Raw genomic sequence first — 22505 nt, 5'->3', positions numbered from 1 at the left:
GCCACCGCGGTCGTCACCTGGGCGACATTGCGCACCTGCGCCGTCAGGTTCCCGGCCATGAAGTTCACCGAGTCCGTCAGATCCCGCCAGACACCGGCGACACCGGGCACCTGCGCCTGACCCCCCAGGCGGCCCTCGGTACCGACCTCGCGCGCGACCCGGGTCACCTCGTCCGCGAACGCGGAGAGCTGATCCACCATCGTGTTGACGGTTTCCTTCAGCTGGAGGATCTCGCCGCGCGCGGGCACGTCGATCTTCTGCGACAGGTCGCCCTTGGCCACGGCGGTGGCCACCTGCGCGATGTCGCGGACCTGCGTGGTGAGGTTGCCCGCCATCGCGTTGACCGAGTCGGTCAGGTCGGCCCAGGTGCCGGAGACACCCGGCACCTGGGCCTGTCCGCCGAGGGTGCCCTCCGTGCCCACCTCGCGGGCCACCCGGGTGACTTCGGAGGTGAACACGGACAGCTGGTCGACCATGCCGTTGAAGACGGTGGCGATGTCGCCCATCAGTCCGGTGGAGTCGTCCGGCAGGCGGGTGCCGAAGTCTCCGTCACGCACCGCGGTCAGCCCCGCGAGCAGTCTTCTCAGTTCGTGGTCACCCGGGACCGCTTCGGTCGTCCCGGTCGCCTTGCCGGCCATGCGCACCCTCGATCCGCTCCCCAAGAGCCCCCGCGGCGAGGACTCGGAACCGCGGCCGGGGGCAGTCTGCCGCCCAGCCGTTGGTGTGTGCATTTCCGCAGTTCACGGATTTGCATGATGAGAAAATACGCCGCAGGTTAACCCACCTTCGGAGGCTTGGACAAAGCAATCGGCCAACCCTCGGCCGTCGCGGAACTCCTCCGTCCCGGACGGGTGTGAGGGCGCTCAGGCCGGGTACCCGTGAGGGTTTGGACCGGCGGCCCGAAGGAGTGCTCGCGCGTCGCGGCGTGGCCGAGCGGGGGCGGATGACATGTCCCGTACGGGGCGCGCGCCGGGGCTACCGGCTCCGCCCGCCGGTCCGGCCGGAGGGGCGGGCGCCGTTTCGGACGCGGGGCGAGGGGGCACTCGTGCCGGGTTCGGAACCGAGCGAGCCTGGTGAGGGACCGGAAGCGGGCGGAAGCCGAGCGCACGGCGGCGGTGCCGGAGGAACGGGGGTCGTCCGGCGGCGGTCGTGAACGAGGAGGGACGGCATGAGGGACGCCGACGACGCGCACGGGAACGCGCTGTACGGCCCGCAGCCGGACGTCTCCGGCGCGGCCGGCTATCCGGACGCCCCGCCGCGGGTGGGCTTCTTCACCGACACCTCCGTGTGCATCGGCTGCAAGGCCTGCGAGGTCGCCTGCAAGGAGTGGAACGCGATCCCGGAGGACGGCCTCGAACTGACCGGCATGTCCTACGACAACACGCGGGGCCTCGGGGCCGACACCTGGCGGCACGTGGCCTTCGTGGAGCAGCGCAGGCCGCTCGGCGGGCCGGAGCCCGGGGTCGCGCACGACGACGTGGACGTCTTCGCCGCCGCGTCCCGGCTCGGCACCGGCGCCCCCTCCTCTCCCGGCCCCGGTCCCGCGCCGGAAACGGCACCCGCCGGGCGGATCTCCCCGGTCTCCCCCGAGGGCCGTACCGAACTGCGCTGGCTGATGTCCTCGGACGTGTGCAAGCACTGCACGCACGCGGCCTGCCTGGACGTGTGTCCCACGGGAGCGCTGTTCCGCACCGAGTTCGGCACGGTCGTCGTCCAGGAGGACGTCTGCAACGGCTGCGGCTACTGCGTGCCCGCCTGTCCCTACGGTGTCATCGACCAGCGCGAGGACGACGGCCGCGTCTGGAAGTGCACCCTGTGCTACGACCGGCTCGGCGTCGGCCTGGAGCCGGCCTGCGCCAAGTCCTGCCCCACGGAATCGATCCAGTTCGGCCCGCTGGAGGAACTGCGGGAGCGGGCGCGGGAGCGGGTGGCGCGCCTGCACGCGGCCGGCGTCACGGACGCCCGCCTCTACGGCGAGAGCCCGGACGACGGGGTCGGCGGCGCCGGCGCGTTCTTCCTGCTGCTGGACGAGCCGGAGGTGTACGGGCTGCCCCCGGACCCGGTGGTCACCACCCGGGACCTGCCCGGCATGTGGCGGCACGCGGCCGTGGCCGCCGCCTCCCTGGTGGCCCTGGCCGTGGCCGGCTTCGCCGGGAGGCCGCGATGAGTCACGACGGCAGCCCGAGGAGGCCGTGATGAGCGAGTCGGACGTCACCCGGGAGGGCGTGCGGGGCGCTCGGCCCGGCCGGGAGGCGATGACCGGGGCCCGCCCGGGCCGCCGCGGGCGCCGGCGCGGCCGGGGCGAGCGGCCGATGGTGCCGGACGCCGAGTTCGCGTCGTACTACGGCTTGCCCGTGCTCAACAAGCCGACGTGGAAGCCGCTGGACATCGCCGGGTACCTGTATCTCGGTGGGCTGGCCGGGGCGTCCTCGCTGCTGGCTGCCGGGGGCCAGCTGACCGGCCGGCCGGGGCTCGCGGCACCGGCGAAGCTGGGCGCGGCCGGGGCCGTCTCCCTCTCGCTGGCGGCACTCGTCCACGACCTGGGCCGGCCGGCCCGGTTCCTGAACATGCTCCGGGTGTTCAAGCCCACGTCCCCGATGAGTGTGGGCTCGTGGCTGCTGGCGGGGTACGCGCCACTGGCGCTGACCGCCGCGGCCACCGAGGTGGCCGGCCGCTACCGGCTGCTGGGTTCGGCCGCCACGGTGGCCTCCGCCGTCCTCGGCCCGGCCGTGGCGACGTACACCGCGGTGCTGCTCGCGGACACCGCGGTGCCGTCCTGGCACGAGGGCTACCGCGAACTGCCGTACGTGTTCGCGGGCTCGGCCGCCGCGGCGGCGTCCGGTCTGGCCCTGGCCGCGGCTCCGACCGCGCAGGCGGGACCGGCCCGCCGGCTGGCCGTCCTCGGGGCCGCCCTGGAGCTGGGCGCCTTCCGGGTGATGAAGCGGCGCATGGGCCTGGTCGCCGAGCCGTTCGAGCAGGGCGGGCCGCGGCTGCTGCTGCGCGCCGCGGAGCTGCTGACGACGGGCGGCGCCGCCCTGGCGCTGCTGCGCGGACGGGACAGGCGTCTCGCCCTGGTGGCCGGGGCCGCGCTGCTCACCGGCTCGGCCGCCCTGCGCTTCGGGGTGTTCCACGCCGGGGTGGCCTCCGCGGAGGACCCCCGGTACACCGTCGTCCCGCAGCGGGAGCGTCCGACGACCACCTGACGATCGATGGTCGATAGAGATTCATCGATCATCGATGGATGCGGTCGTCGGGCGCCCTGTCCGCCGCGCTCACGGGTGTCGGCGTCGGCACGGCGTTCGTCATGCTGGTCGTCGTCCCGCGCGGCCTGCTCCGCAAGGCGACGGATCTGCAGACCGAGATCGCCGGGGTGGTCCGATGGCCGTCGTCGTCGATCTCGATCTGCTCCTCGCCCGGCGCAGGCTCTCGGTCGGCGAGTTCGCGGACGCCGTCGGCATCACTCCCGCCGACCTCGCCGTGCTGAAGAACGGGCGCGCGAAGGCCGTGCGGTGCACCACGCTCGACGCCATCTGCCGCACGCTCGGCTGCCCGCCCGGCGACGTGCTGCGGTGGGTGCCCGACGAGGAGACGGACCCGTCCCCCCGGCTAGGGCAGGTCGTGCGAGCGCGCGCGACGACCGGCGAGGGGCACCTCCCGTGTGCGGGGACCGGCCGGGCGGCTCACGGGGTGACGTGGATCCGGTACGCGAGCGCGGTGACCCGGAGGTCGCCGTGGTCGACCCACTCGGGGAACGCGAGCGTCTTGTGGCTGGTCGCGGCCGGCGGGGTGACCTGGAGGTAGGCGGCGTGGACGGCGTCGGACGTACCGGTGTTGGCGTGCGTCCACGCTATGACGGCCTCCGCGGTCCGGCCCGTGCCGAGGGTCAGGGTGGTCTTGGCCGGGCTCTTGGCGTACCAGGTGTCGCCCCAGTGGGTGGTCGAGGGGAGCGTCCGGTGCGCGGCGTTCTCCAGACCGAGGCCCGGGAAGCCCCGCAGCAGGCAGGTGTGCGCGCCGGTGTTCTTCAGCTTCAGCACCACGCCCTGATGGTTCATGCCGCCGGCCAGTGTCTCGCCGAAGGAGGCACTCAGGGCGGACACGGAGCAGGTGGGGGTCGCGGACGCGGCACCGGCGGCGCCCGCCGTCCCGGCGCCGGCGATGCCCAGTCCGGCCGCGGTGGTCACCGCGAGCGTCGCGCGCAGGAGGCGCCCGCGCCGGTCGGACCGGGAGGCCGTGGCGGTCTCGGTCGTGTGGGTCTGGTCCTGATGGGTCATGGTGAGCGTTCTTCCCTTCCTGACGGTGTCGTTGGCTCGCCTTGTACATCAGGTGTGATGCGCGGCGGGGCGGAAAAGTTGGCGGCCTGGCGAAAATCCGGAACTTTCTGTCATTTTCGCCACTGTCCGGCCGGAAACCGCCGTTCCTAGGCTCTCGACGACAAGCAGTCGGCGAGAAGGACACGCAGATGATCGACGAAAGCACCGGCGGACAGAACGTCACCCGGCGCACGGTGCTCCAGCGCGGTGCCGGCGTCGCGGTGGCGGGCGCGGTGACCGTGCTCCCCACGGCGGTGCCCGCTCCGCCCGCCGCCGCCCGCCCCCTCGACGACCTGCCCTCGGTGGTGGCCGGAGTCCGGATCCCCGACACCCCGGCGGCCCGGCAGGCCGTGACCCTCGCGCACGGTGTGAGCTCGGAGCCCCTCTTCCACCACGTGATGCGGACGTACCTCTTCGGTTCGCTGCTGTTCGACCGGCGCGGCGTCCGCTACGACCGGGAGCTGGTGTTCGTGGCCGCCGTACTGCACGACCTCGGACTGGTCGACAGGTTCCGGACGCCGAACGAGCGTTTCGAGGTCGACGGCGCCGACGCCGCGCGCCGGTTCCTGGAGGGGCTGGGCATGAGATCCGCGCGCGTGGAGGTCGTCTGGGACGCGATCGCCCTGCACACCAGCACCGGGATCGCCACACGCAAGAGGCCGGAGATCGCCCTGGTCTGCCTGGGCTCCGGACTCGACTTCACCGGCAACGGCCTCCAGGGGATTCCGTCCGACGCCCTGGAGGAGGTGCTCGCCGCGTTCCCCCGGCGGGGGTTCAAGCAGGACGCGCTCGACACGATGCTGTCGCTGTGCCGCACCAAGCCCCTGGGGGAACTCATGCATCCCTTCGCCGAGGTCGGCCGGCGGCACATCCCCGGCTTCCCGGTGCCCACCCTGGAGGATCTGCTGCTCGCCGCGCCCTTCGAGGAATGAGCCGGCCCGGACAGCGGCAGGGGCGCGGGCGACAGCGCGGCGGCGGATGCTCCCCGCCGGAGAGTACGCCCGCCCCCGCCGGACCCGTTTGGGACCGCCCGGCGGGGGTACTCCGCGCGCGTCCACGCCGGCAGACGTCCCTGAGCGCGGGACTGCGGGACAGGCGAGGGACCGAGCGGGAGGAGGGAGTCGTGGGCGTACGCACGTGGATCGACTCCTGGCCGGTGTACCGCCAGCTCACGGGCACGGATCCGCTCGGCCGGGGCGCCGCCGCGAAGAGCGGGCGCAGCGCCCGTCTGACACCCCGGGTGGCCACCGCCGACCGGGTGGTGAAGTCCGTCTGCCCGTACTGCGCGGTGGGCTGCGGGCAGAACGTGTACGTCCAGGACGGCCGGGTCACCCAGATCGAGGGCGATCCGGACTCCCCCGTCTCCCGCGGCCGGCTGTGTCCCAAGGGCGCGGCCAGCCTCCAGCTGACCACCGGGGACGCCCGCGAGCACCAGGTCCTGTACCGCCGCCCGCACGGCACCGAGTGGGAGCGGCTGGACCTGGACACGGCGATGGACATGATCGCCGACCGGGTGATCGAGGCCCGCCGGGCGGGCTGGCAGTGGGAGGTCGACGAGACCCGGACCCGGCGCACCCTGGGCATCGCGAGCCTCGGCGGAGCCACGCTCGACAACGAAGAGAACTACCTGATCAAGAAGCTCTTCACCGCTCTGGGTGCGATCCAGATCGAGAACCAGGCGCGCGTTTGACACTCTTCCACCGTTCCCGGTCTGGGAACCTCGTTCGGCCGCGGCGGCGCGACCACCTTCCAGCAGGATCTGCAGAACGCGGACTGCATCCTCATCGAGGGCTCGAACATGGCCGAGTGCCATCCGGTCGGGTTCCAATGGGTGATGGAGGCCAAGGCGCGGGGCGCGAAGGTGATCCACGTCGACCCGCGGTTCACCCGCACCAGCGCGCTCGCCGACGTGCACGTGCCGCTGCGCGCGGGCACGGACATCGCGTTCCTCGGCGGGATCATCAACCATGTCCTGTGCGAGGAGAAGTACTTCCGTGACTACATCGTGGCGTACAGCAACGCGCCGGTGATCCTGCGGGAGGACTTCCGGGACACCGAGGATCTGGCGGGCGTCTTCTCCGGCCTCGACACCGACACCCGCTCGTACGACAACGCCAGCTGGCAGTACGAGGGCACCGAGACGCAGGCGGCCTCGGGCGAGCGCGACCAGGAGTACGAGGAGCGCACCGGCGGCGGCAGTTCCGTCACCGAGGCCGCCCGCGGCGAGGCCCATGGCTCCGGTGGCGCGGTCATCGGCGAGGGCGAGCCGGAACGCGACGAGACGCTGACCCACCCGCGCTGTGTGTTCCAGGTGCTGAAGCGGCACTATGCCCGCTACACGCCGGAACTGGTCGAGCAGGTCTGCGGGGTGCCGCGGGATCTGTTCCGGCAGGTGTGCGAGCTGGTCACGGAGAACTCCGGACGCGACCGGACGACGGCGTTCGCCTACGCGGTGGGCTGGACACAGCACACGGTGGGCGTGCAGAACATCCGGGCGGCCGCCGTCCTGCAGACCCTCCTCGGCAACATCGGCCGGCCGGGCGGGGGCATCCTGGCCCTGCGCGGACACGCCTCCATCCAGGGGTCCACGGACATCCCGACCCTGTTCAACCTGCTCCCCGGCTACATCCCGATGCCGCACGCCCACCGGAACGAGGACCTGGACGCCTTCGTCCGGGCCGAGGCGTCGCACAAGGGCTACTGGGGCAACATGCGCGCGTACCTGGTGAGCCTGCTCAAGGCGTACTGGGGTGACGCGGCGACCGCCGAGAACGACTTCTGCTTCGACTACCTGCCCCGGCTGACCGGCTCGCACTCGACGTACGAGACGACGATGGCCCAGCTGGACGGCGTCTGCAAAGGCTACTTCCTGATCGGCGAGAACCCGGCGGTGGGCAACGCCGCCGCGAAGCTGATGCGGCTCGGCATGGCCAACCTGGACTGGCTGGTCGTCCGCGACTTCTCGCTCGTCGAGTCGGCGACCTGGTGGCGCGACGGGCCCGAGATCGAGACCGGCGAGCTGCGCACCGAGGACATCCGCACCGAGGTGTTCTTCCTGCCGGCCGCCGCCCACACCGAGAAGGACGGCAGCTTCACCAACACCCAGCGGCTGCTCCAGTGGCACCACCAGGCCGTCGAGCCGCCCGGCGAGGCGCGCAGCGACCTGTGGTTCACCTACCACCTGGGCCGGATCGTCCGGGAGAGACTCGCCGGGTCCCGTGACGAGATGGACCGGCCGGTGCAGGATCTGACCTGGGACTACCCGACGAAGGGCAGGCTTGCCGAGCCGGACGCGGAGGCGGTCCTCGCCGAGATCAACGGCCGGGACGCCGAGGGCCGTCCGCTCTCCTCGTACGAGGAGCTGAAGGCCGACGGCTCGACGGTCTGCGGCTGCTGGATCTACTGCGGGGTGTATGCCGACGGCGTCAACCAGGCGGCCCGCCGCAAGCCCGGCCGGGAGCAGGACTGGGTGGCGGCCGAGTGGGCGTGGGCCTGGCCGGCCAACCGCCGGATCCTGTACAACCGCGCCTCCGCCGACCCCGAGGGCAGGCCGTGGAGCGAGCGCAAGGCGCTGGTGTGGTGGGACGCGGAGCACGGCGAGTGGACGGGCCACGACGTCCCCGACTTCGCGAAGGACAAGGCGCCGGACCACGAACCGCCCGAGGACGCGGAGGGACCGGAGGCACTGTCCGGCAGGGACCCGTTCATCATGCAGGCCGACGGCAAGGCCTGGCTGCACGTGCCGTCCGGGCTCACCGACGGACCGCTGCCGACGCACTACGAGCCGCAGGACTCCCCGGTCCCGAACCTCGTCCACGCGCAGCAGCGCAACCCCGTGCGGCACCTGCTGCCCCCGCACCCCGACAACCGCTACCAGCCCAGCGGCGACGAGCCCGGTTCCCGGGTGTTCCCGTACGTGGCGACCACCTACCGGCTCACCGAGCACCACACGGCGGGCGGTATGTCCCGCTGGCAGCCGTATCTGGCGGAGCTGCAGCCGGAGTGCTTCTGCGAGGTGTCCCCGGAGCTGGCCGCCGAGCGGGGCCTGGCGCACACCGGGTGGGCGACGATCGTCAGCGCGCGGGGCGTGATCGAGGCGCGGGTGCTGGTCACCGACCGGATGACCCCGCTGACCGTGCACGGCCGCCGGCTCCATCAGGTGGGGCTGCCCTATCACTGGGGCCCGAACGGCTACAGCACCGGCGACGCGGCCAACGAGCTGCTGCATCTGTCCCTGGACCCGAACACGCACATCCAGGAGACGAAGGCGTTCGCCGTCGACATCCGCCCCGGACGGCGCCCCCGGGGGCCGGCGGCCGTGACGCTGGTACGGGCGTACCGGATCCGGGCGGGCATCGACGAGCACACCGGGACCGAGCCGTGAGCGGTGCCGCCCGAGCGGGGCGTGGGCGGTCCTACCCGAGCACGAGGGAGTGCGTCCCGCGCGGCACCAGCTCCCCCACCACCGGCGCGCCGGGCACCTCTCCGGCGACGAGCAGCCCGCCGGACGTCTGCGCGTCGGCGAGCAGCAGCCGGGTGTCCGCGTCGGCGTCCCCGAAGTCGGTGTACGGCGCGACCCACTCCAGGTTGCGCCGGGTGCCGCCGCTGACGTACCCGTCCCGTACGGCCTCCCGGGCGCCGTCCAGATACGGGACGGCGGCGGTGTCGACCAGGGCGGTCACCCCGGAGGCGCGGGCCAGCTTGTGCAGGTGGCCGAGGAATCCGAACCCGGTGACGTCGGTGGCGCACTCGGCTCCGGCGGCCAGCGCGGCCTCGGACGCCTCCCGGTTGAGGGCGGTCATCGTGGCGACGGCGTGCTCGAACCGCTCGCCGGTGACCTTGTGGCGGTTGTTGAGGACACCGACGCCCAGCGGCTTGGTCAGCGACAGCGGCAGGCCGGGCCGGCCCGCGTCGTTGCGCAGCAGCCGCCCGGGGTCGGCGATTCCGGTGACGGCCATGCCGTACTTGGGTTCCGGGTCGTCGACGCTGTGCCCGCCGCCGACGTGGCAGCCGGCCTCGGTGGCGATGTCCAGTCCGCCGCGCAGCACCTCGCGGGCGAGGTCGAACGGGAGCCGGTCGCGCGGCCAGGCGAGCAGGTTGACGGCGAGCACGGGCCGGCCGCCCATCGCGTACACGTCGGACAGGGCGTTGGCGGCGGCGATCCGGCCCCAGTCGTAGGCGTCGTCCACGACCGGGGTGAAGAAGTCGGCCGTGCAGACCACGGCGGTGCCCCGGTGGGTGACCACGGCCGCGTCGTCGCCGGTGGCGAGACCGACGAGCAGCGGGGTGTCACCACCCGCGAGCGGGGGCGCGGTGAGCCCGGCGACCATATCCTCCAGTTCGCCGGGCGGGATCTTGCAGGCGCAGCCGCCGCCGTGGGCGAACTGCGTGAGCCGGACGGACGCCGGTCGGGGCGAAGTCGATGCCGGTGTCGTTGTCATGACCGTGGTCTCCTGGGGCAGTAGCCTGGCGAGCGGTGGAGGCGTGTGGGTGCCTGGTGGCCCTCCCGGTCTTCAAAACCGAGGGGCCCGAGGATCTCGGGCCGGCGGGTTCGATTCCCGTCCGCCTCCGTCCCCCGCCGGCGCGCGGCACCGCCGGCGCAGGTCGTCGACACGTTCCGTGTGGCCCCGGGCGTCCAGGAACTCCAGCAGCGGTACGGCCACCCGGCGGGTGGTGTCCAGCGCACGCCGGGCCTCGCTGAGCGTGAACGGCTGGGGAAGGGTGCGCAGCACGGCGGCGGCCTCCGTGTCCGCGCCGGGCAGCAGCACGATCCCGTCGGCGATCCGCAGCAGGTCCCCGACCGCTGCCGCGGCGGCCAACGCCCTGCGGTCGAGACCGAGTTCGGCGAGACGTCCGGCCTCGGGCGCCTGGAAGGGAGCACGGGTGAGGTCCTGGCACAGGGTCTCCAGGGCCGCACGGACGGGCGCGGGCAGAGCGGGCCGGGGGCTGTCCGCCGGATACAACCGGCCCTGCCGGGAGCCGAGTCGAGGCATCGCCGCGGCCAGCGCGTCGACCAGGGCACGGTCGGGCAGGCCGAGCAGTCGGCGGGCCGCCTCGGTGGGCAGGCCGGGCTCCAGCGGGTGGGCGCGGGCATGCGCGTGGACCTCGGTGGCCAGCCGCTCCTTGAGGGCACCCCAGTGCTCCGCGTCGGCCAGCCAGTCCCCGGCGACCGGTTCCCCCGGCACCGGGATGCCCATCGCCCGCAGGTCGGCGCGCCGGATCAGCTTGCGGCGGCGCAGTTCGGCGGCGCCGTCGGGACGGCCGGTCAGACCGGCGAGCTGCGTCGCGCGGGCCCGCCCCGCGCCGCGCCGGGTCAGCCGGGGCGGCCGTACGTCCAGGACGGTGACCCCGCAGGGCAGGCGGCCGCCGCCGGGTTCGCGGAGCACCGCGCGGTCGCCGGCCCGCAGGGGCAGCGCCCGGCGGAGGGTGAGCCGGGCGGTGTCCGGGCCGAGCGGGCGGACGGTCACGGGCACGGCGGCCGTCCCGACGTGCAGGGTGACGCACCGGGGCAGGTCGGCGACGGGTTCCCCGGCGACCCGTACGTCGGCCACCTCGGTGCACAGCCAGCGGCCGGGGGTCAGCAGCGCCTGCCCGCGGCCCAGCGTGCCGTCCCCCTGACCGTGCACATTCACGGCGACGCGGGCCACCGCGCCGACGGCCGTCCGCTCCTCGTGCAGGGTCTGCAGGCCGCGCACCCGCAGCACGGCCGACCCGTCCGCGGTGACCAGCCGGTCGCCGACGCGCAGGGTGCCCGCGCCGAGAGTGCCGGTCACCACGGTCCCGTGACCGCGGACGGTGAAGGCCCGGTCCAGCCACAGACGGACGTCCGCGTCCGCGTCCGGCACGGGCAACGCTTCTGTCAGGCGGGCGAGTTCGGTGCGGAGTTCGTCCAGTCCGGCGCCGGTGACCGCGCTGACCGCGACATGCGGCACCTTGCCGAGGGAGGTTCCGGCCAGACGCTCGGCGGCGTCGACGCGCACCGGTTCCGGGTCGGCGAGGTCGCTGCGGGTCACGGCGAGGACGCCGTGCCGGACGCCGAGCGCGTCGAGGACGGCCAGATGCTCCTGCGACTGGGGCTGCCAGCCCTGGTCGGCGGCGACCACGAAGAGCACGGCGGGGACGGGGCCGACGCCGGCCAGCATCGTGGCGACGAACCGCTCGTGCCCGGGCACGTCCACGAAGGCGAGGTCCTCACCCGCGAGACGGGTCCAGACGAAGCCCAGGTCCAGGGTGAGGCCCCGGCGGCGCTCCTCCGCGTACCGGTCGGGCTCCATGCCGGTGAGGGCCCGTACGAGTGCGGACTTGCCGTGGTCGACATGGCCGGCGGTGGCGAGCACGTGCATCACGCCCGCCCTTCCGCCCGGGCCCGGACCGCCCGCGCCCCCCGCGCGAGCGGCCCGCCACCGGCTGCCGGCCCGTCCTGCGACGCGTCTTCCGGCACATCCTCCGGCACGTCCTCCGGGACCGCCCGCACCCCCTCCGCCCACCGGTCGTCGCCCTTCGCCGATACCGCCCGCACCGCCTCCGCCAGCCGGTCGTCGTCCTCCGGCGGTACCGACCTCACGTCCAGCAGGCAGTGTCCCGCCTCCAGGCGGCCGACGACCGGGACGGGGCCGGTGCGCAGCGCGGCGGCGTACCGCTCGGGCAGGGCCAGGGCCGCGCTGGGCAGGGTGAGGCCGGGTGCGCCTCCGCCGCCGACCGTGGCGGCGCTCCCGACCGCCCGTACGTCGATCCCGTCGGCGGTCAGCACGGCGGCGAGCCGGTCGGCGCGGGCCCGGAGCCGCTCCGGGTCGGCGGTGAGGGCGAGGGCGGTCGGGGTGGGCGGGCCGCTGAGGGTGGCCTCCAGGGCGGCCAGAGTCAGCTTGTCGACGCGCAGGGCGCGGGCCAGCGGATGCCGGGACAGGGCGTGGACCAGGTCCTCCCGGCCGAGCAGAAGCCCGCACTGGGGGCCGCCGAGCAGCTTGTCGCCGCTCGCGGTGACGAGCGCGGCACCGGCGCGCAGCTGGGTGTCGGCGCCGGGTTCCTCGGGCAGGGCCGGATGCGGCGCGAGCAGCCCGGAGCCGATGTCGACGACGACCGGGACGCCGAGAGCGGCGAGATCGGCGACCTCGGCGGAACGGGTGAAGCCGGTGATGCGGAAGTTCGACGGGTGGACCTTCAGGACGAACCCGGTCTCCGGGCCGATCACGGCCGCGTAGTCGGCGGGGGTCGTCCGGTTGGTCGTCCCGACCTCGCGGAGCCGCGCACCGGTCGAGACGAGCAGGTCGGGCAGGCGGAATCCGTCGCCGATCTCCACCATCTCGCCCCGGCTGACGACGATCTCCTTGCCGGCCGCCAGGGCGGTCGCGGCCAGGACGAGCGCGGCGGCGCCGTTGTTGACGACGTGCGCCGCGCCGGCGGCCGGCACCCTCTCGCGCAGCGCGGCGAGTGCGGAGCGTCCTCTGCGGGCCCGTACGCCGGTCGTCAGGTCGAGTTCGACGTCCGTGGGACCGGCCGCCTCCTCGACCGCCTGCCGGGCGGCGGCGGACAGCGGGGCCCGGCCGAGGTTGGTGTGCAACAGCACGCCGGTCGCGTTGATCACCGGGCGCAGCCCGCTCGCGGTGCCGGGCAGCAGGTCCAGTGCCGTCTGCGGCACCTGTTCCGGCGGGATACCGCCCGCGCGGGCCCGCTCCTGGGCCTGCCGTACGGCGGTCTTCACCCGCCGCGCGCCGAGCCGGTCCACGGCGGCGGAGAGCCGGGGGTCGCGCAGCAGGGTGTCGGTGCGCGGGATGCGGCGGCGGGCGTCGGCCGCGTCCGGCTGCCGGGGCGGGCCCCCGGGCCCGGGCGTGCTCCGTGAGGTGTCCTCGCCTGTCCGTCCTGGTTCCGGCCGCTGGTCCATGGCCGCTGTCCCTCCCGGTCCGGCCCCGCGCCCGCGCGGGCTCCGCTCATCGTCTCCCAGTGCCCCCGCCTGTCCGTCCGACACGCCGGGGCGGCGGGTGCCGGCGGGCACCGCCCGGGTACCCGGCGCCGCATGAGCGACCACGACCGCATTTCACAGGACGAGAACGTGTCGGCGGCCGGACGGGGCGCCCGCCGGCCGTGCGAGGCGGCCTCTGAGCGTGCCGCCGCCGAGCCGTTGGACCACCCGTGTCCGGAGCGCCGGGCAGGGGTCCGGGACCGGCGTCGCATCAGCGAGGCGGCGGCTGTCGCGGACGCACCGCCGGGGGTCCTCGGCGGCTTCGGCCCGGCCGGCGGCGGCCGGCCCGGCGGTACCGGTCCCGCCCGCCCGCCGGCCCCTGGCCGGCGCCGCGCGCAGACGGGGACACCGTCCGCGGAGCCGGGCGGGGACGACGAGGGGCCGGTGGACCGGTCGGAGCGCTGACGGACCCTCTCCCTCCCCCGACGGCCCCTGCGGACCGGCTCACCCCGGCGGCTCACGGTGCCCCGGTCGGCCACGGACGGTCGTCGACCTCGTCGGCGTCCGTGTGCGGCCGGGGCGGCGGGGGCTCGCCCGCGGTGAGGTGTTCCAGCACCTCGACCAGTTCCTGGCACGCCTTCTCCACGGAGCGCCGGGTGTTGCGCTGCTCGGTGATCACGGCGGACAGCAGCAGCGCGGTCAGGGCCATCGCCCCGTTGAACGCCTGGAGCTTCGCCATCACCTCGACCCGGCTCAGCCCCGCGAAGGCGCCCACACCGTCCGTCGCCGCGATCGTGGCCGTCACGGACGTGAACAGTGCGCACAGCACACTGCCCACCAGCTGGAAGCGCAGGGCCGCCCAGATGATGAGCGGGTAGACGAGGAAGAGCAGGCTGAGCGAGCTGTGGGCGGCCAGCGGAACGAGGAGGCAGGCGACGACGGCCAGCGCGGTCGCCTCCTTCCAGCGGCGCAGGGGCAGCGGGCGGCGGGCTCCGTGCGCCAACAGCAGCAGCGGGGTGACGATCAGGACGCCCATCGCGTCGCCCACCCACCAGGCGAGCCAGACGGGCCAGAAGCCGTGGACGGCCAGGCTGCCGGTGAGGACGAGGAGGCCGACGCCGATCGTCGCGCTGATCAGCATGGCGGCCAGCGCGGCCAGGAACACCAGGGCGAGGCCGTCGCGCAGCCGGCTGAGATCGGTGCGGAAGCGGGCCCGGCGCAGCAGGAGCGCCGCGCAGACGGGTGCGGCGGTGTTGCCGACGAGGATGCCGAGGACGTCGACGTCCGGCGTGGTGAGGGACAGGACGGAGAGGAAGGCGCCGAGCGTGATGCCGGGCCAGCACTGCGGTCCGAGGATCAGCAGCGCGGCGACGGCCACGCCGGTCGGCGGCCAGATGGGGGTGACGACGGCGCCCTCGACGGTCAGCTCGCGCAGCAGGCCGAGTCGCGCCGCCCCGTAGTAGCAGGCGGCGACGACCAGCATCTGGACGGCCAGGCCGCCCGGTCGACGCAGTTCCTCGATACCCGCCACAGCAGCCATCTCACACCGACGGCCGCGGCTCGGCGAGGCGAGGGCCGGTCCCGTCCGGCCCTCTGGCTGAATCACCGGGCGCCCCGCGGCGGCCGTGAGCGGCGAGGTGCCGGGCCGTACGCGAGGAGTGGCCGGGGCGGTTCCCCCGGGGGCCGGCCGTACGGGACGGGTGCCGGGGCCGGGCGCGGCGTCAGGGCAGGGGGCCGGGGCCGTCGAGGCCCACGACCAGGACGGCGGCGTCGTCCTCGTGCCCGACGCTCTCCGCGCCCTTGATCACGGCCGCCGCGAGCGCGTGGACCCGGAGGCCGGCGACGGCGGCGATGCCCGCGAGCCGCACCACCTGATCGAGGCCGTCCTCGATGTTCAGCGAGGGCCCCTCCACCACACCGTCGGTGAGCAGGACGAACACTCCGCCGGTGGTGAGCCGGTGCCGGGTCACCGGGAACTCGATGCCCTGCTCGATACCGAGCGGCGGCCCTCCCCCGTCGTCGACGACGCCGGACTTCCCGTCCGCCGTGGCCCATACGAACGGGATGTGGCCGGCCCGGGCGCTCTCCAGCACCCCGGTGGCCGGGTCGAGCCGCATGAAGGTGCAGGTGGCGAAGAGGTCGCCGCCCAGGGAGAGCAGCAGGTCGTTGGTGCGGGTCAGCAGCTCGCCGGGGTGGCCGGTGACCGAGGCGAGCGCCCGCAGTCCGGCCCTGACCTGGCCCATGAAGGCCGCGGCCTCGATGTTGTGCCCCTGCACGTCGCCGATGGACAGTCCGATCCGGCCGTCCGGCAGGACGAAGGCGTCGTACCAGTCGCCGCCCACGTTGAGGCCGAGGTTGGCCGGCGTGTACCGGACCGCCAGATGGAGGCCGGGCGCGGCGGGCAGGTCCCGGGGGAGCATGCCGCGTTGCAGGGCGATGGCCAGCTCGACCTGGGTGCGCTGCGCCTCCGCGCGCTGGCGCGCCTGGGCGGTGAGCGAACCGAGTCGGGCCAGCAGCTCGTCGCCTTCGTCCGTGGGGCGCTTGCGGGGCATCGATCACTTCCGGCGGGGCGGTGGCTCCCGGAAGGCCGACCGCCTGAATTTTCGGCAAACGTCTAGATTTTACCTATTCCGGGTGATCGCGCCCCGGGAGTGGCCCCGGTCAGCGGATCTCGGAGTCGATGCCGGTGATCACCGCGGGCCCGAGCGGTGCGGTCCGCTCGTCCAGTCCCGCGTCCCGGAGCGCGGCGTCCGCGAGCCGGCGGGCCTCCTCCTCGGCGTGCGGGCCGGTGTCGGCGTCGACGGTCAGACGCAGGGTGAAGGTGTTGTCGTCGTTGACGCTGAGCATGTCCAGGTCCTCCGCGCTGCCCATGTGCGTGCCGTGCGGATCGGCGGGCCGGAGCGCCCGGGCCAGCCGGCTGCGGGTGCCGGCCTCGATCCCGGTGGTGAAGGTGCCGGGGACGCTGATCACGTAGGTCGTCATGGGACAGTCCTTTCCTCGGGCGTCCCCTCGTCTACCCCGATTCGCGGGCTTCGCACAGCGGACGGGGGGCCGCGCCCCGGGGTGTCGCCGCTGCCGCCGGCGCGCGGTCCGTCAGCCCCTCTCCCCTGGCGTCACCCGGACGGTGGACCTGCCCGTGTCGGGTCCGGAACGGGGCGGGGCGCGGATGGGAGATTACGGGTGCGGCCTCGGTCCGCACCTCTCCCGTCTCCGTTCACGAAGGACACCGCAATGCGCCTGTGTCGTCCGCTCGCCGCCGTACTCGGCGGTCTGGCCCTCGTCCTGACCACCACGGGCTCCGCGCTCGCCGCCGACGGCACGTTCGCCTGGGTCGGCCCCCAGGGCAAGGCGTACGCCATCGACAGCCCGCCGGACTACAAGTGCTTCGACATGGCCCAGGAGGCCCGCGGCGCCCGCAACGGGACGAAGAAGCCGCTCGTCGTCTACACGAAGAAGAAGTGCAAGGGTTCGGCCCTGCGGCTGGCCCCCGGCAAGTCGGCGGCCGGCAGCGCCCGCTTCGCCAGCGTGATCTTCAACCCGCGCTGACCCCGCCGGCCCTGGTGCGCCGATCTCCTCGGGGGGCGCGAGCCCCCCTCAGATCCAGCCGTCCAGCGCGCCCATGAAGCCGTCGAAGTCGTCGCGGTAGAGGCTGTGCCCGGCCCCCTCGACCGTACGGACCTCGAAGCCCCGGCGGACCAGTTCCCCGCCCAGACCGGGACGTACGAGTCGGCCGGCGCCTGCCAGGACCACCAGCGAGGGCACCACCGGGCGTGCCGGTGCCCGGCTGACCGAGTAGATGCCCGGCAGGACGGCGGCCGAGGCGGGGTCCCAGGCCGCGAGCGTGGCCAGTTCGATGTCCACGTCGGTCTCGTCCCAGCGCGGGTTGAGGCCCTTGATCACCACGCGGCCGGCGTTCTTGAAGGCGGCGAAGTACGCGGACGCCTCGACCACGCGCGCCCGCATGTCCCAGGCCGGGTCGCAGTAGACGGCGCGGGCGGGCGCCAGTTCCTCGACGGCGCCGGCCAGCGCCAGTGCCCCGAGCGAGTGTCCGATCGCCAGCTCCGGCCGCCGCGGGAGGGTTTCGACGAGGTCGCCCGCCCAGCTCTCGGGGCTGTACTCGCCCCGGCCGCTGGCGCCGTGCCCGCGCAGGTCCACGCCGAGGACCCGGTATCCCTTGTCCGCCAGGACGGGGGCGACCCGGTGCCAGGCGCGATGGTCGGACATGATCCCGTGCACGAGGACGGCGATCCGGTCGCCGGTACCCCACTCGTGCGTGTGCAGCCTCATCGGCACGACCTCCCCCGTCGCATCCGTCCGATCATGTCATCGCGGCCGGTACCGGTTCCACCCTCGTCGGGTTCGTGTCGGGCCGGGGGCCGACGGGGCCGGCCCGCGTGAGCGGGAGGGTGCGGCTCACAACGGGGAGTGGGCCACCGCCGTCACATAGGCGCCGAACAGCAGGGAGACGAGGGCGAGGGCGCCGTAGACGACGACCGCCTGGGCCCGGCGCGGCCACCAGGCCCGGGCGAGTGCGCGGGCCATCGGGATGAGCAGCGGGAAGGCCGGCAGCAGGAACCGCGGCTTGGAGGAGAAGGAGCCGGAGCCGCCCAGGACGAGAACGACCAGGACGCCGGAGAAGACCACCAGGGCCAGCGGGGCGCGGTCCAGGCACAGCAGGACGAACAGCAGGACGCCCACCGCGACGATCAGCAGGGCCGCCGGGTAGACGACGCCTCCGCCGTACAGGAACAGGGCCTGGAGGAAGCGCAGCGAGCCCGCGCTGAAATCGAAGCGGGAGTTCCAGGCGCTCTGGACCGTGAAGTAGCCGCCCAGCGGGTCTCCGATCCGGCTCCCCACCCACAGCACGTAACCGAGCCAGCCCAGCGGGGCCAGGGCCGTCCCGGCCCACAGCCCTGCCGGGACCCGGCCGCGGCGCCGCAGTGCCTCGTGCCCGGCGGCGAGGCAGACGGCCGCCGCCACCGCGAATCCGCTGGGCCGGGCCAGACCCGCCAGCGCGGCGAGGGCGCCCGCCCACAGCCAGCGCCCCCTGAGGACGCAGTACAGCGACCAGGCGGCGAGCGCCGCGAACAGCGACTCGGTGTAGGCGACGGTGAGTTCCACCGCCTGCGGCAGGGCGGCCCACAGGGCGACCAGCGCGGTGGCGACGCCGCGCCCGTACAGGTGGTGGCCGGTGAGGTGGATGCCGTACGCGGCGACGATCGCGGCCGTCCAGGCGACGATCAGGGCGGCCTGGCCGGGAGCGAGGGGCAGGGCGGTGGTGAGGGCTCTGATGAGCGCGGGATAGAGGGGGAAGAACGCCCAGTCGGTCTGGACGGCCCCGTGCGGGGTGATCCAGATGAGGTCGCCGTAGCCGTGCGCGGCGATGTGCAGGTACCAGCGGGAGTCCCAGGAGTGGGCCAGGTCCTCGATCGGCGGGCGGCCTCTGAGGGTGTTCGTGAGGACCACCGCGCCGACCCCGGCGAGCCGGACGGCCGCGAACAGGGCGAGGGCCGGCAGGGCGCCCCGCGGCGGGGCCGACGCGGCGGGCCGTGGCAGCCGGGGGCGGCCGAGAGGCCGGGAGGGGGCCGTCGGCTCGGCCCGGGGGACGGAGGAGGTGCGCACGCTGTCGACCTTGGGCACGCCCGCGGGGTGACGCAATCCGCGACCCGGGTTTCTCGCGCACTTCCACCCTGATTCAGGAACACGGGTGATCGGGCCGGGAGCTGTCACCGTCCGGGGCCGCGCGGGTCCGCCTGGAGGGGGGCTGCGGGCGCGCCGAAACCATGTGGTTATCATATGAGCGCTGCCTAGCTCGAAAGATGGACCTGTGACTGTCAACGACGACTCGTTCACGAACTGGAAGATCCGCGAGGAGATCGCGGAGTCGATGATCCCGCTCATCGGGAAGCTGCACCGCGAGCAGGACGTGACCGTCCTGCTGCACAGCCGCTCCTTGGTGAACAAGTCGGTGGTCAGCATCCTCAAGACGCACCGCTTCGCCCGGCAGATCGACGGTGCCGAACTGTCGGTCACCGAGACCATGCCGTTCCTGCAGGCCCTGGCCGCCCTCGACCTCGGGCCGTCCCAGATCGACCTGGGCATGCTGGCCACCATGTACAAGGCCGACGACCGCGGCCTGAGCGTGGAGCAGTTCACCGCCGAGGCGGTCGCCGGTGCCACCGGCGCCAACAAGATCGAGCGCCGCGAGCCGCGCGACGTCGTGCTCTACGGCTTCGGCCGCATCGGCCGCCTCGTCGCCCGCCTGCTGATCGAGAAGTCCGGCTCCGGCAACGGGCTGCGGCTGCGCGCCATCGTCGTCCGCGGCGGCGGCGCCCAGGACATCGTCAAGCGCGCCTCGCTGCTGCGCCGCGACTCCATCCACGGCCAGTTCCAGGGCACCATCACCGTGGACGAGGACAGCAGCACGATCCTCGCCAACGGCAACGCCATCAAGGTGATCTACGCCGACGACCCGTCGCACGTGGACTACACCGAGTACGGCATCCGCGACGCCATCCTGATCGACAACACCGGCAAGTGGCGCGACCGCGAGGGCCTGTCCAAGCACCTGCGCCCCGGCATCGAGAAGGTCGTGCTGACCGCGCCGGGCAAGGGCGACGTCCCGAACATCGTGCACGGCGTCAACCACCACACCATCAAGCCGGACGAGCAGATCCTGTCCTGCGCCTCCTGCACCACCAACGCGATCGTCCCGCCGCTGAAGGCGATGGACGACGAGTACGGCGTGCTGCGCGGGCACGTGGAGACCGTCCACTCGTTCACCAACGACCAGAACCTGCTGGACAACTACCACAAGTCCGAGCGCCGCGGCCGCTCCGCGCCGCTCAACATGGTCATCACCGAGACCGGTGCCGCCTCCGCCGTCGCCAAGGCGCTGCCCGACCTCAAGGCGAAGATCAGCGGCAGCTCGATCCGGGTCCCGGTGCCGGACGTGTCGATCGCGATCCTCAACCTCCAGCTGGCCCGCGAGGCCACCCGCGAGGAGGTCCACGACTACCTGCGCGAGGTCTCGCTGACCTCGCCGCTCAAGCGCCAGATCGACTTCACCACGGCGCCCGACGCGGTCTCCAGCGACTTCATCGGCTCGCGCCACGCCTCGATCGTGGACGCCGGCGCCCTGAAGGTCGACGGCGACAACGCGATCCTCTACCTCTGGTACGACAACGAGTTCGGCTACTCCTGCCAGGTCGTCCGGGTCGTGCAGCACGTGTCGGGCGTGGAGTACCCGACGTACCCGGCGACGGCGGTCTGATCCCCGCCCTGCCGCCCGCGCGCACGGCCGCCGTCCGGGGTTCCGGGCGGCGGCCGTCTCGCTCGGGCGCGCGCGGTCAGGCCACGGCCGGCCTGGCGCAGGCGCCCGTGGCGCACGCTGTGAGCCACTGGTCGAAGTCGGCGTCGTAGCGGGTGCCGATGCCGTCGTGGTAGACGGCGTACCCGCCGGCGTAGTCGCCGGCGCGGAAGCGGTCGAGCATGCGCTGCACGTCGTCGGGGTGCCGCTCGATCATGTAGCGCACGGCGAGGTACCCCCACGGATAGGTGCGGGTCACGTCGCTGTTGTCGTAGGTGTTCTCGAACAGGGTGCTCAGTCGGTACGTGTGCCTGCCCGCCTCCTGGACCGCCTGGTCGTCGGCGAGGCCGCGGTAGCCGTAGGACACGTACTCGGCGACGCCCTCGATCCACCACACGTCGGGCACGGAGATCTGCCGCCCGAAGTCGCCCTTCATGTCGTCACGGGCGTCCAGGAAGTGCGTGTACTCGTGGTTGAGGTTCCAGATCCGGGCCGGGAAGCCGTCGTCGGCGTCCTTCTGGTACATGATCGACATCGGCTGGTTGGCGGGGTCCGACGGGTCGCCGCCCAGCGTCATGCCGCCGTTGTCGGTGCTGATGCCGTACATCGCGCCGGCGTACATCTGATAGTCGGCGCGACTGCCGAAGACCACGAGCCGGAGGGTCGAGGCGTACTGGCCGGGTATCGGCCCGCCCGCCTTCACGACCGCGCGGAAGTACGCGTCCTGGCGGAGCACACTGGCGCAGGCGGCGTCGAGGTCGGCGGCGGTCAGCGCCTGGGCGCGGACGGTGACGTTCGCGTCGCAGTGGCGGGTGACCGGCAGGACGGCCCGGTCGAGCTTCTCCGGCAGGTCGCAGACGTCGTAGTAGGCGCAGTCGGCACTGTCGTAGAAGGCGGCCTGCGCGGCCACCGCCACCCACAGCCCGGCCGTCGGACCGGTGATCGCGGTCCGGTCCAGCAGGTCCTTGGCCAAGGGCCCGGCGGTGTCCCGCAGCTCGGGGTGTTCGACGTAACGGGCGACGTTCATCCCGGCGTTGGAGTCCAGGAAGGCCAGGTCGGTGCCGAGCTGGTCGGTGTTGGCCAGCGCGAAGTCGTACAGGGTGTCGATGATGCGCGGGTCGGCCGCCACCGCCCGCACGTACTGGGGGTTCCAGTTCCCGCGCCACAGGGGTGTGTAGACGTCGTTGACGGCCCTGATCATGCTGTCCACGGAGTCGTACGAGCTGTCGTAGTCGTCGAGCAGCCGCCGGTAGACGGAGAGGTAGCGGCCCTGCTGGTCGGCGCTGTCGGTGAGGATCACGGTCTCGCCGAGGATGTCGCCGTTGGCCGCCGTGACGTCCCGGGAGTGGGAGCGGGCGAAGAAGGTGTCGAGGCCGCTGGTGACCGCGGTGGTGAGCCGGGAGGTGTACGAGCCCACGTCCCCGGGGTGGTTGAACTGCACGTAGTAGCCGGCGCGCAGGAAGAGCACCAGGGGGAGCAGGCCGCCGGAGTTGTCGCCGCGGTACTGCCCCGCGGCTCCGGTGAACGCGTTCGCCACGGTCAGCATCTGCGCCTGGCGGAAGATGTCGCGGGCGTTCGTGCCGGTGACCGAGAAGAGCGTGTTGACGCAGTCCGGGGTCGCGGCCTTGACGTAGGCGACGAGGGCGGATCCGGTGCGGCCGCCGAAGTCGGCCGGGGTGCAGGCGGTCGCCTTCACCGTGTGCCCGGCCGGCCGGGTGAACGTGGGCGGGAGCGGCGGGAGTTGGACCGGGTCGAGCCGCTCGGGCCGGGTCGCGGGGCGCTCGGTGGCGGCGGTGGACGCGGCTGCGGGCGACGGCACGGGGAGCTGCGTGCGGGGTGCGGCGGCCGGGCCGGGCTGCGGGCGGGGGGCCGCCAGCGCCGGGGTGGTCAGCAGTCCGGCCAGGGTGACGCAGACGGCGGCGGCGCCGGCGATACGGCCGGCCCTGCCCCTCGGCACGCGTCCGGGCAGCGCGAAGCGATAGCGCATCTG

The 22505-nt window shown here is 73.8% G+C and carries 18 protein-coding genes, 1 tRNA gene and 2 pseudogenes; 10 read left to right on the top strand and 11 right to left on the bottom strand.

Features of this window, described 5'->3' with window-relative positions; all coding sequences use genetic code 11:
• Window positions 1–638, bottom strand: a 638-nt coding sequence (locus ACZ7KF_RS35275) for a HAMP domain-containing protein (RefSeq protein ID WP_466586466.1), incomplete at its 3' end; no start/stop codon positions are given.
• 530 nt (window positions 639–1168) lie between these two features.
• Here ACZ7KF_RS35275 and ACZ7KF_RS35270 point away from each other — a divergent pair.
• The 4 genes and pseudogenes from ACZ7KF_RS35270 to ACZ7KF_RS35255 all read left to right on the top strand — a co-directional run.
• Window positions 1169–2167, top strand: coding sequence for a 4Fe-4S dicluster domain-containing protein (locus ACZ7KF_RS35270; RefSeq protein ID WP_471084535.1), 999 nt, complete (start codon window positions 1169–1171; stop codon window positions 2165–2167).
• Window positions 2168–2195: 28 nt separating this feature from the next.
• Window positions 2196–3203 carry an NrfD/PsrC family molybdoenzyme membrane anchor subunit gene (nrfD, locus tag ACZ7KF_RS35265; RefSeq protein ID WP_471084532.1) on the top strand — a complete coding sequence of 336 codons (1008 nt, stop codon included), beginning with the start codon at window positions 2196–2198 and terminating at the stop codon, window positions 3201–3203.
• A 38-nt stretch (window positions 3204–3241) separates the two neighbouring features.
• Window positions 3242–3484, top strand: coding sequence for a hypothetical protein (locus ACZ7KF_RS35260; RefSeq protein WP_471084796.1), 243 nt, complete (start codon window positions 3242–3244; stop codon window positions 3482–3484).
• A pseudogene (locus ACZ7KF_RS35255) lies at window positions 3379–3594 on the top strand (helix-turn-helix domain-containing protein); the annotation flags it as partial. The gene ACZ7KF_RS35260 and the pseudogene ACZ7KF_RS35255, both read left to right, overlap by 106 nt.
• A gap of 86 nt (window positions 3595–3680) precedes the next feature.
• Here the strand turns inward: ACZ7KF_RS35255 and ACZ7KF_RS35250 are convergent.
• The gene (locus tag ACZ7KF_RS35250; RefSeq protein WP_471084529.1) at window positions 3681–4271 is read right to left on the bottom strand and encodes a DUF4232 domain-containing protein; all 591 of its coding nucleotides are present in this window, start codon (window positions 4269–4271) and stop codon (window positions 3681–3683) included.
• A gap of 188 nt (window positions 4272–4459) precedes the next feature.
• Between ACZ7KF_RS35250 and ACZ7KF_RS35245 the strand changes: the two genes are divergently transcribed.
• Complete coding sequence (locus tag ACZ7KF_RS35245) at window positions 4460–5242, top strand: HD domain-containing protein (RefSeq protein WP_471084526.1); 783 nt, start codon at window positions 4460–4462, stop codon at window positions 5240–5242.
• Window positions 5243–5433: 191 nt separating this feature from the next.
• Window positions 5434–8694 carry a formate dehydrogenase gene (gene fdh / locus ACZ7KF_RS35240; RefSeq protein WP_471084523.1) on the top strand — a complete coding sequence of 1087 codons (3261 nt, stop codon included), beginning with the start codon at window positions 5434–5436 and terminating at the stop codon, window positions 8692–8694.
• 31 nt (window positions 8695–8725) lie between these two features.
• On the opposite strand, the gene selD is transcribed toward fdh, so the two are convergent.
• Window positions 8726–9751 (bottom strand): selenide, water dikinase SelD, encoded by a 1026-nt coding sequence (gene selD / locus ACZ7KF_RS35235; RefSeq protein ID WP_471084520.1) that lies wholly within the window; start codon window positions 9749–9751, stop codon window positions 8726–8728.
• Between the two features lie 37 nt (window positions 9752–9788).
• On the opposite strand from selD, the gene ACZ7KF_RS35230 reads away from it, so the two are divergent.
• A tRNA-Sec gene (locus ACZ7KF_RS35230) sits at window positions 9789–9881 on the top strand.
• A gap of 35 nt (window positions 9882–9916) precedes the next feature.
• Here ACZ7KF_RS35230 and ACZ7KF_RS35225 read toward each other — a convergent pair.
• Window positions 9917–11653: pseudogene (locus ACZ7KF_RS35225) on the bottom strand (SelB domain-containing protein); the annotation flags it as partial.
• Window positions 11653–13188, bottom strand: coding sequence for an L-seryl-tRNA(Sec) selenium transferase (gene selA, locus ACZ7KF_RS35220; protein ID WP_471084517.1), 1536 nt, complete (start codon window positions 13186–13188; stop codon window positions 11653–11655). The pseudogene ACZ7KF_RS35225 and the gene selA, both read right to left, overlap by 1 nt.
• Before the next feature lie 132 nt (window positions 13189–13320).
• Between selA and ACZ7KF_RS35215 the strand changes: the two genes are divergently transcribed.
• Window positions 13321–13671, top strand: coding sequence for a hypothetical protein (locus tag ACZ7KF_RS35215; protein ID WP_471084514.1), 351 nt, complete (start codon window positions 13321–13323; stop codon window positions 13669–13671).
• Window positions 13672–13723: 52 nt separating this feature from the next.
• Here ACZ7KF_RS35215 and ACZ7KF_RS35210 read toward each other — a convergent pair whose 3' ends face one another.
• The 3 genes from ACZ7KF_RS35210 to ACZ7KF_RS35200 form a co-directional block, all read right to left on the bottom strand.
• Window positions 13724–14737, bottom strand: coding sequence for an MASE1 domain-containing protein (locus ACZ7KF_RS35210; protein ID WP_471084770.1), 1014 nt, complete (start codon window positions 14735–14737; stop codon window positions 13724–13726).
• Window positions 14738–14927: 190 nt separating this feature from the next.
• Window positions 14928–15758: a PP2C family protein-serine/threonine phosphatase gene (locus tag ACZ7KF_RS35205; RefSeq protein ID WP_471084510.1), complete on the bottom strand. Its 831-nt coding sequence runs from the start codon at window positions 15756–15758 to the stop codon at window positions 14928–14930.
• 109 nt (window positions 15759–15867) lie between these two features.
• The gene (locus ACZ7KF_RS35200) at window positions 15868–16188 is read right to left on the bottom strand and encodes a hypothetical protein (protein ID WP_471084507.1); all 321 of its coding nucleotides are present in this window, start codon (window positions 16186–16188) and stop codon (window positions 15868–15870) included.
• Between the two features lie 249 nt (window positions 16189–16437).
• Here ACZ7KF_RS35200 and ACZ7KF_RS35195 point away from each other — a divergent pair, with 249 nt between their 5' ends.
• Window positions 16438–16752 (top strand): hypothetical protein, encoded by a 315-nt coding sequence (locus tag ACZ7KF_RS35195; protein WP_471084504.1) that lies wholly within the window; start codon window positions 16438–16440, stop codon window positions 16750–16752.
• Window positions 16753–16800: 48 nt separating this feature from the next.
• On the opposite strand, the gene ACZ7KF_RS35190 is transcribed toward ACZ7KF_RS35195, so the two are convergent.
• Together ACZ7KF_RS35190 and ACZ7KF_RS35185 are read right to left on the bottom strand one after the other, a co-directional pair.
• The gene (locus ACZ7KF_RS35190) at window positions 16801–17493 is read right to left on the bottom strand and encodes an alpha/beta fold hydrolase (RefSeq protein ID WP_471084501.1); all 693 of its coding nucleotides are present in this window, start codon (window positions 17491–17493) and stop codon (window positions 16801–16803) included.
• Between the two features lie 126 nt (window positions 17494–17619).
• Window positions 17620–18846, bottom strand: coding sequence for a hypothetical protein (locus ACZ7KF_RS35185; RefSeq protein ID WP_471084498.1), 1227 nt, complete (start codon window positions 18844–18846; stop codon window positions 17620–17622).
• A 187-nt stretch (window positions 18847–19033) separates the two neighbouring features.
• Here ACZ7KF_RS35185 and ACZ7KF_RS35180 point away from each other — a divergent pair, with 187 nt between their 5' ends.
• Window positions 19034–20479: a glyceraldehyde-3-phosphate dehydrogenase gene (locus ACZ7KF_RS35180; RefSeq protein ID WP_471084495.1), complete on the top strand. Its 1446-nt coding sequence runs from the start codon at window positions 19034–19036 to the stop codon at window positions 20477–20479.
• Between the two features lie 76 nt (window positions 20480–20555).
• On the opposite strand, the gene ACZ7KF_RS35175 is transcribed toward ACZ7KF_RS35180, so the two are convergent.
• Window positions 20556–22502 carry a collagenase gene (locus tag ACZ7KF_RS35175; RefSeq protein ID WP_471084492.1) on the bottom strand — a complete coding sequence of 649 codons (1947 nt, stop codon included), beginning with the start codon at window positions 22500–22502 and terminating at the stop codon, window positions 20556–20558.
• Between the last annotated feature and the right edge of the window lie 3 nt (window positions 22503–22505).

The sequence above is a fragment of the Streptomyces sp. NPDC038200 genome (genome assembly GCF_055600785.1).
The sequence above is the reverse complement of the archived record's forward strand: the minus strand, read 5'-3'. Positions and strand labels throughout refer to the sequence as shown.

Excerpts from the sequence above, each read along its gene's own strand:
- ACZ7KF_RS35190 (WP_471084501.1), bottom strand. The coding sequence starts at position 17,493 with ATGAGGCTGCACACGCACGAGTGGGGTACCGGCGACCGGATCGCCGTC.
- ACZ7KF_RS35175 (WP_471084492.1), bottom strand. The coding sequence starts at position 22,502 with ATGCGCTATCGCTTCGCGCTGCCCGGACGCGTGCCGAGGGGCAGGGCC.
- ACZ7KF_RS35205 (WP_471084510.1), bottom strand. The coding sequence starts at position 15,758 with ATGCCCCGCAAGCGCCCCACGGACGAAGGCGACGAGCTGCTGGCCCGA.
- selD (WP_471084520.1), bottom strand. The coding sequence starts at position 9,751 with ATGACAACGACACCGGCATCGACTTCGCCCCGACCGGCGTCCGTCCGG.
- ACZ7KF_RS35200 (WP_471084507.1), bottom strand. The coding sequence starts at position 16,188 with ATGACGACCTACGTGATCAGCGTCCCCGGCACCTTCACCACCGGGATC.
- ACZ7KF_RS35260 (WP_471084796.1), top strand. The coding sequence starts at position 3,242 with ATGCGGTCGTCGGGCGCCCTGTCCGCCGCGCTCACGGGTGTCGGCGTC.
- ACZ7KF_RS35195 (WP_471084504.1), top strand. The coding sequence starts at position 16,438 with ATGCGCCTGTGTCGTCCGCTCGCCGCCGTACTCGGCGGTCTGGCCCTC.
- ACZ7KF_RS35245 (WP_471084526.1), top strand. The coding sequence starts at position 4,460 with ATGATCGACGAAAGCACCGGCGGACAGAACGTCACCCGGCGCACGGTG.
- nrfD (WP_471084532.1), top strand. The coding sequence starts at position 2,196 with ATGAGCGAGTCGGACGTCACCCGGGAGGGCGTGCGGGGCGCTCGGCCC.
- ACZ7KF_RS35215 (WP_471084514.1), top strand. The coding sequence starts at position 13,321 with ATGAGCGACCACGACCGCATTTCACAGGACGAGAACGTGTCGGCGGCC.
- ACZ7KF_RS35250 (WP_471084529.1), bottom strand. The coding sequence starts at position 4,271 with ATGACCCATCAGGACCAGACCCACACGACCGAGACCGCCACGGCCTCC.
- selA (WP_471084517.1), bottom strand. The coding sequence starts at position 13,188 with ATGGACCAGCGGCCGGAACCAGGACGGACAGGCGAGGACACCTCACGG.
- ACZ7KF_RS35270 (WP_471084535.1), top strand. The coding sequence starts at position 1,169 with ATGAGGGACGCCGACGACGCGCACGGGAACGCGCTGTACGGCCCGCAG.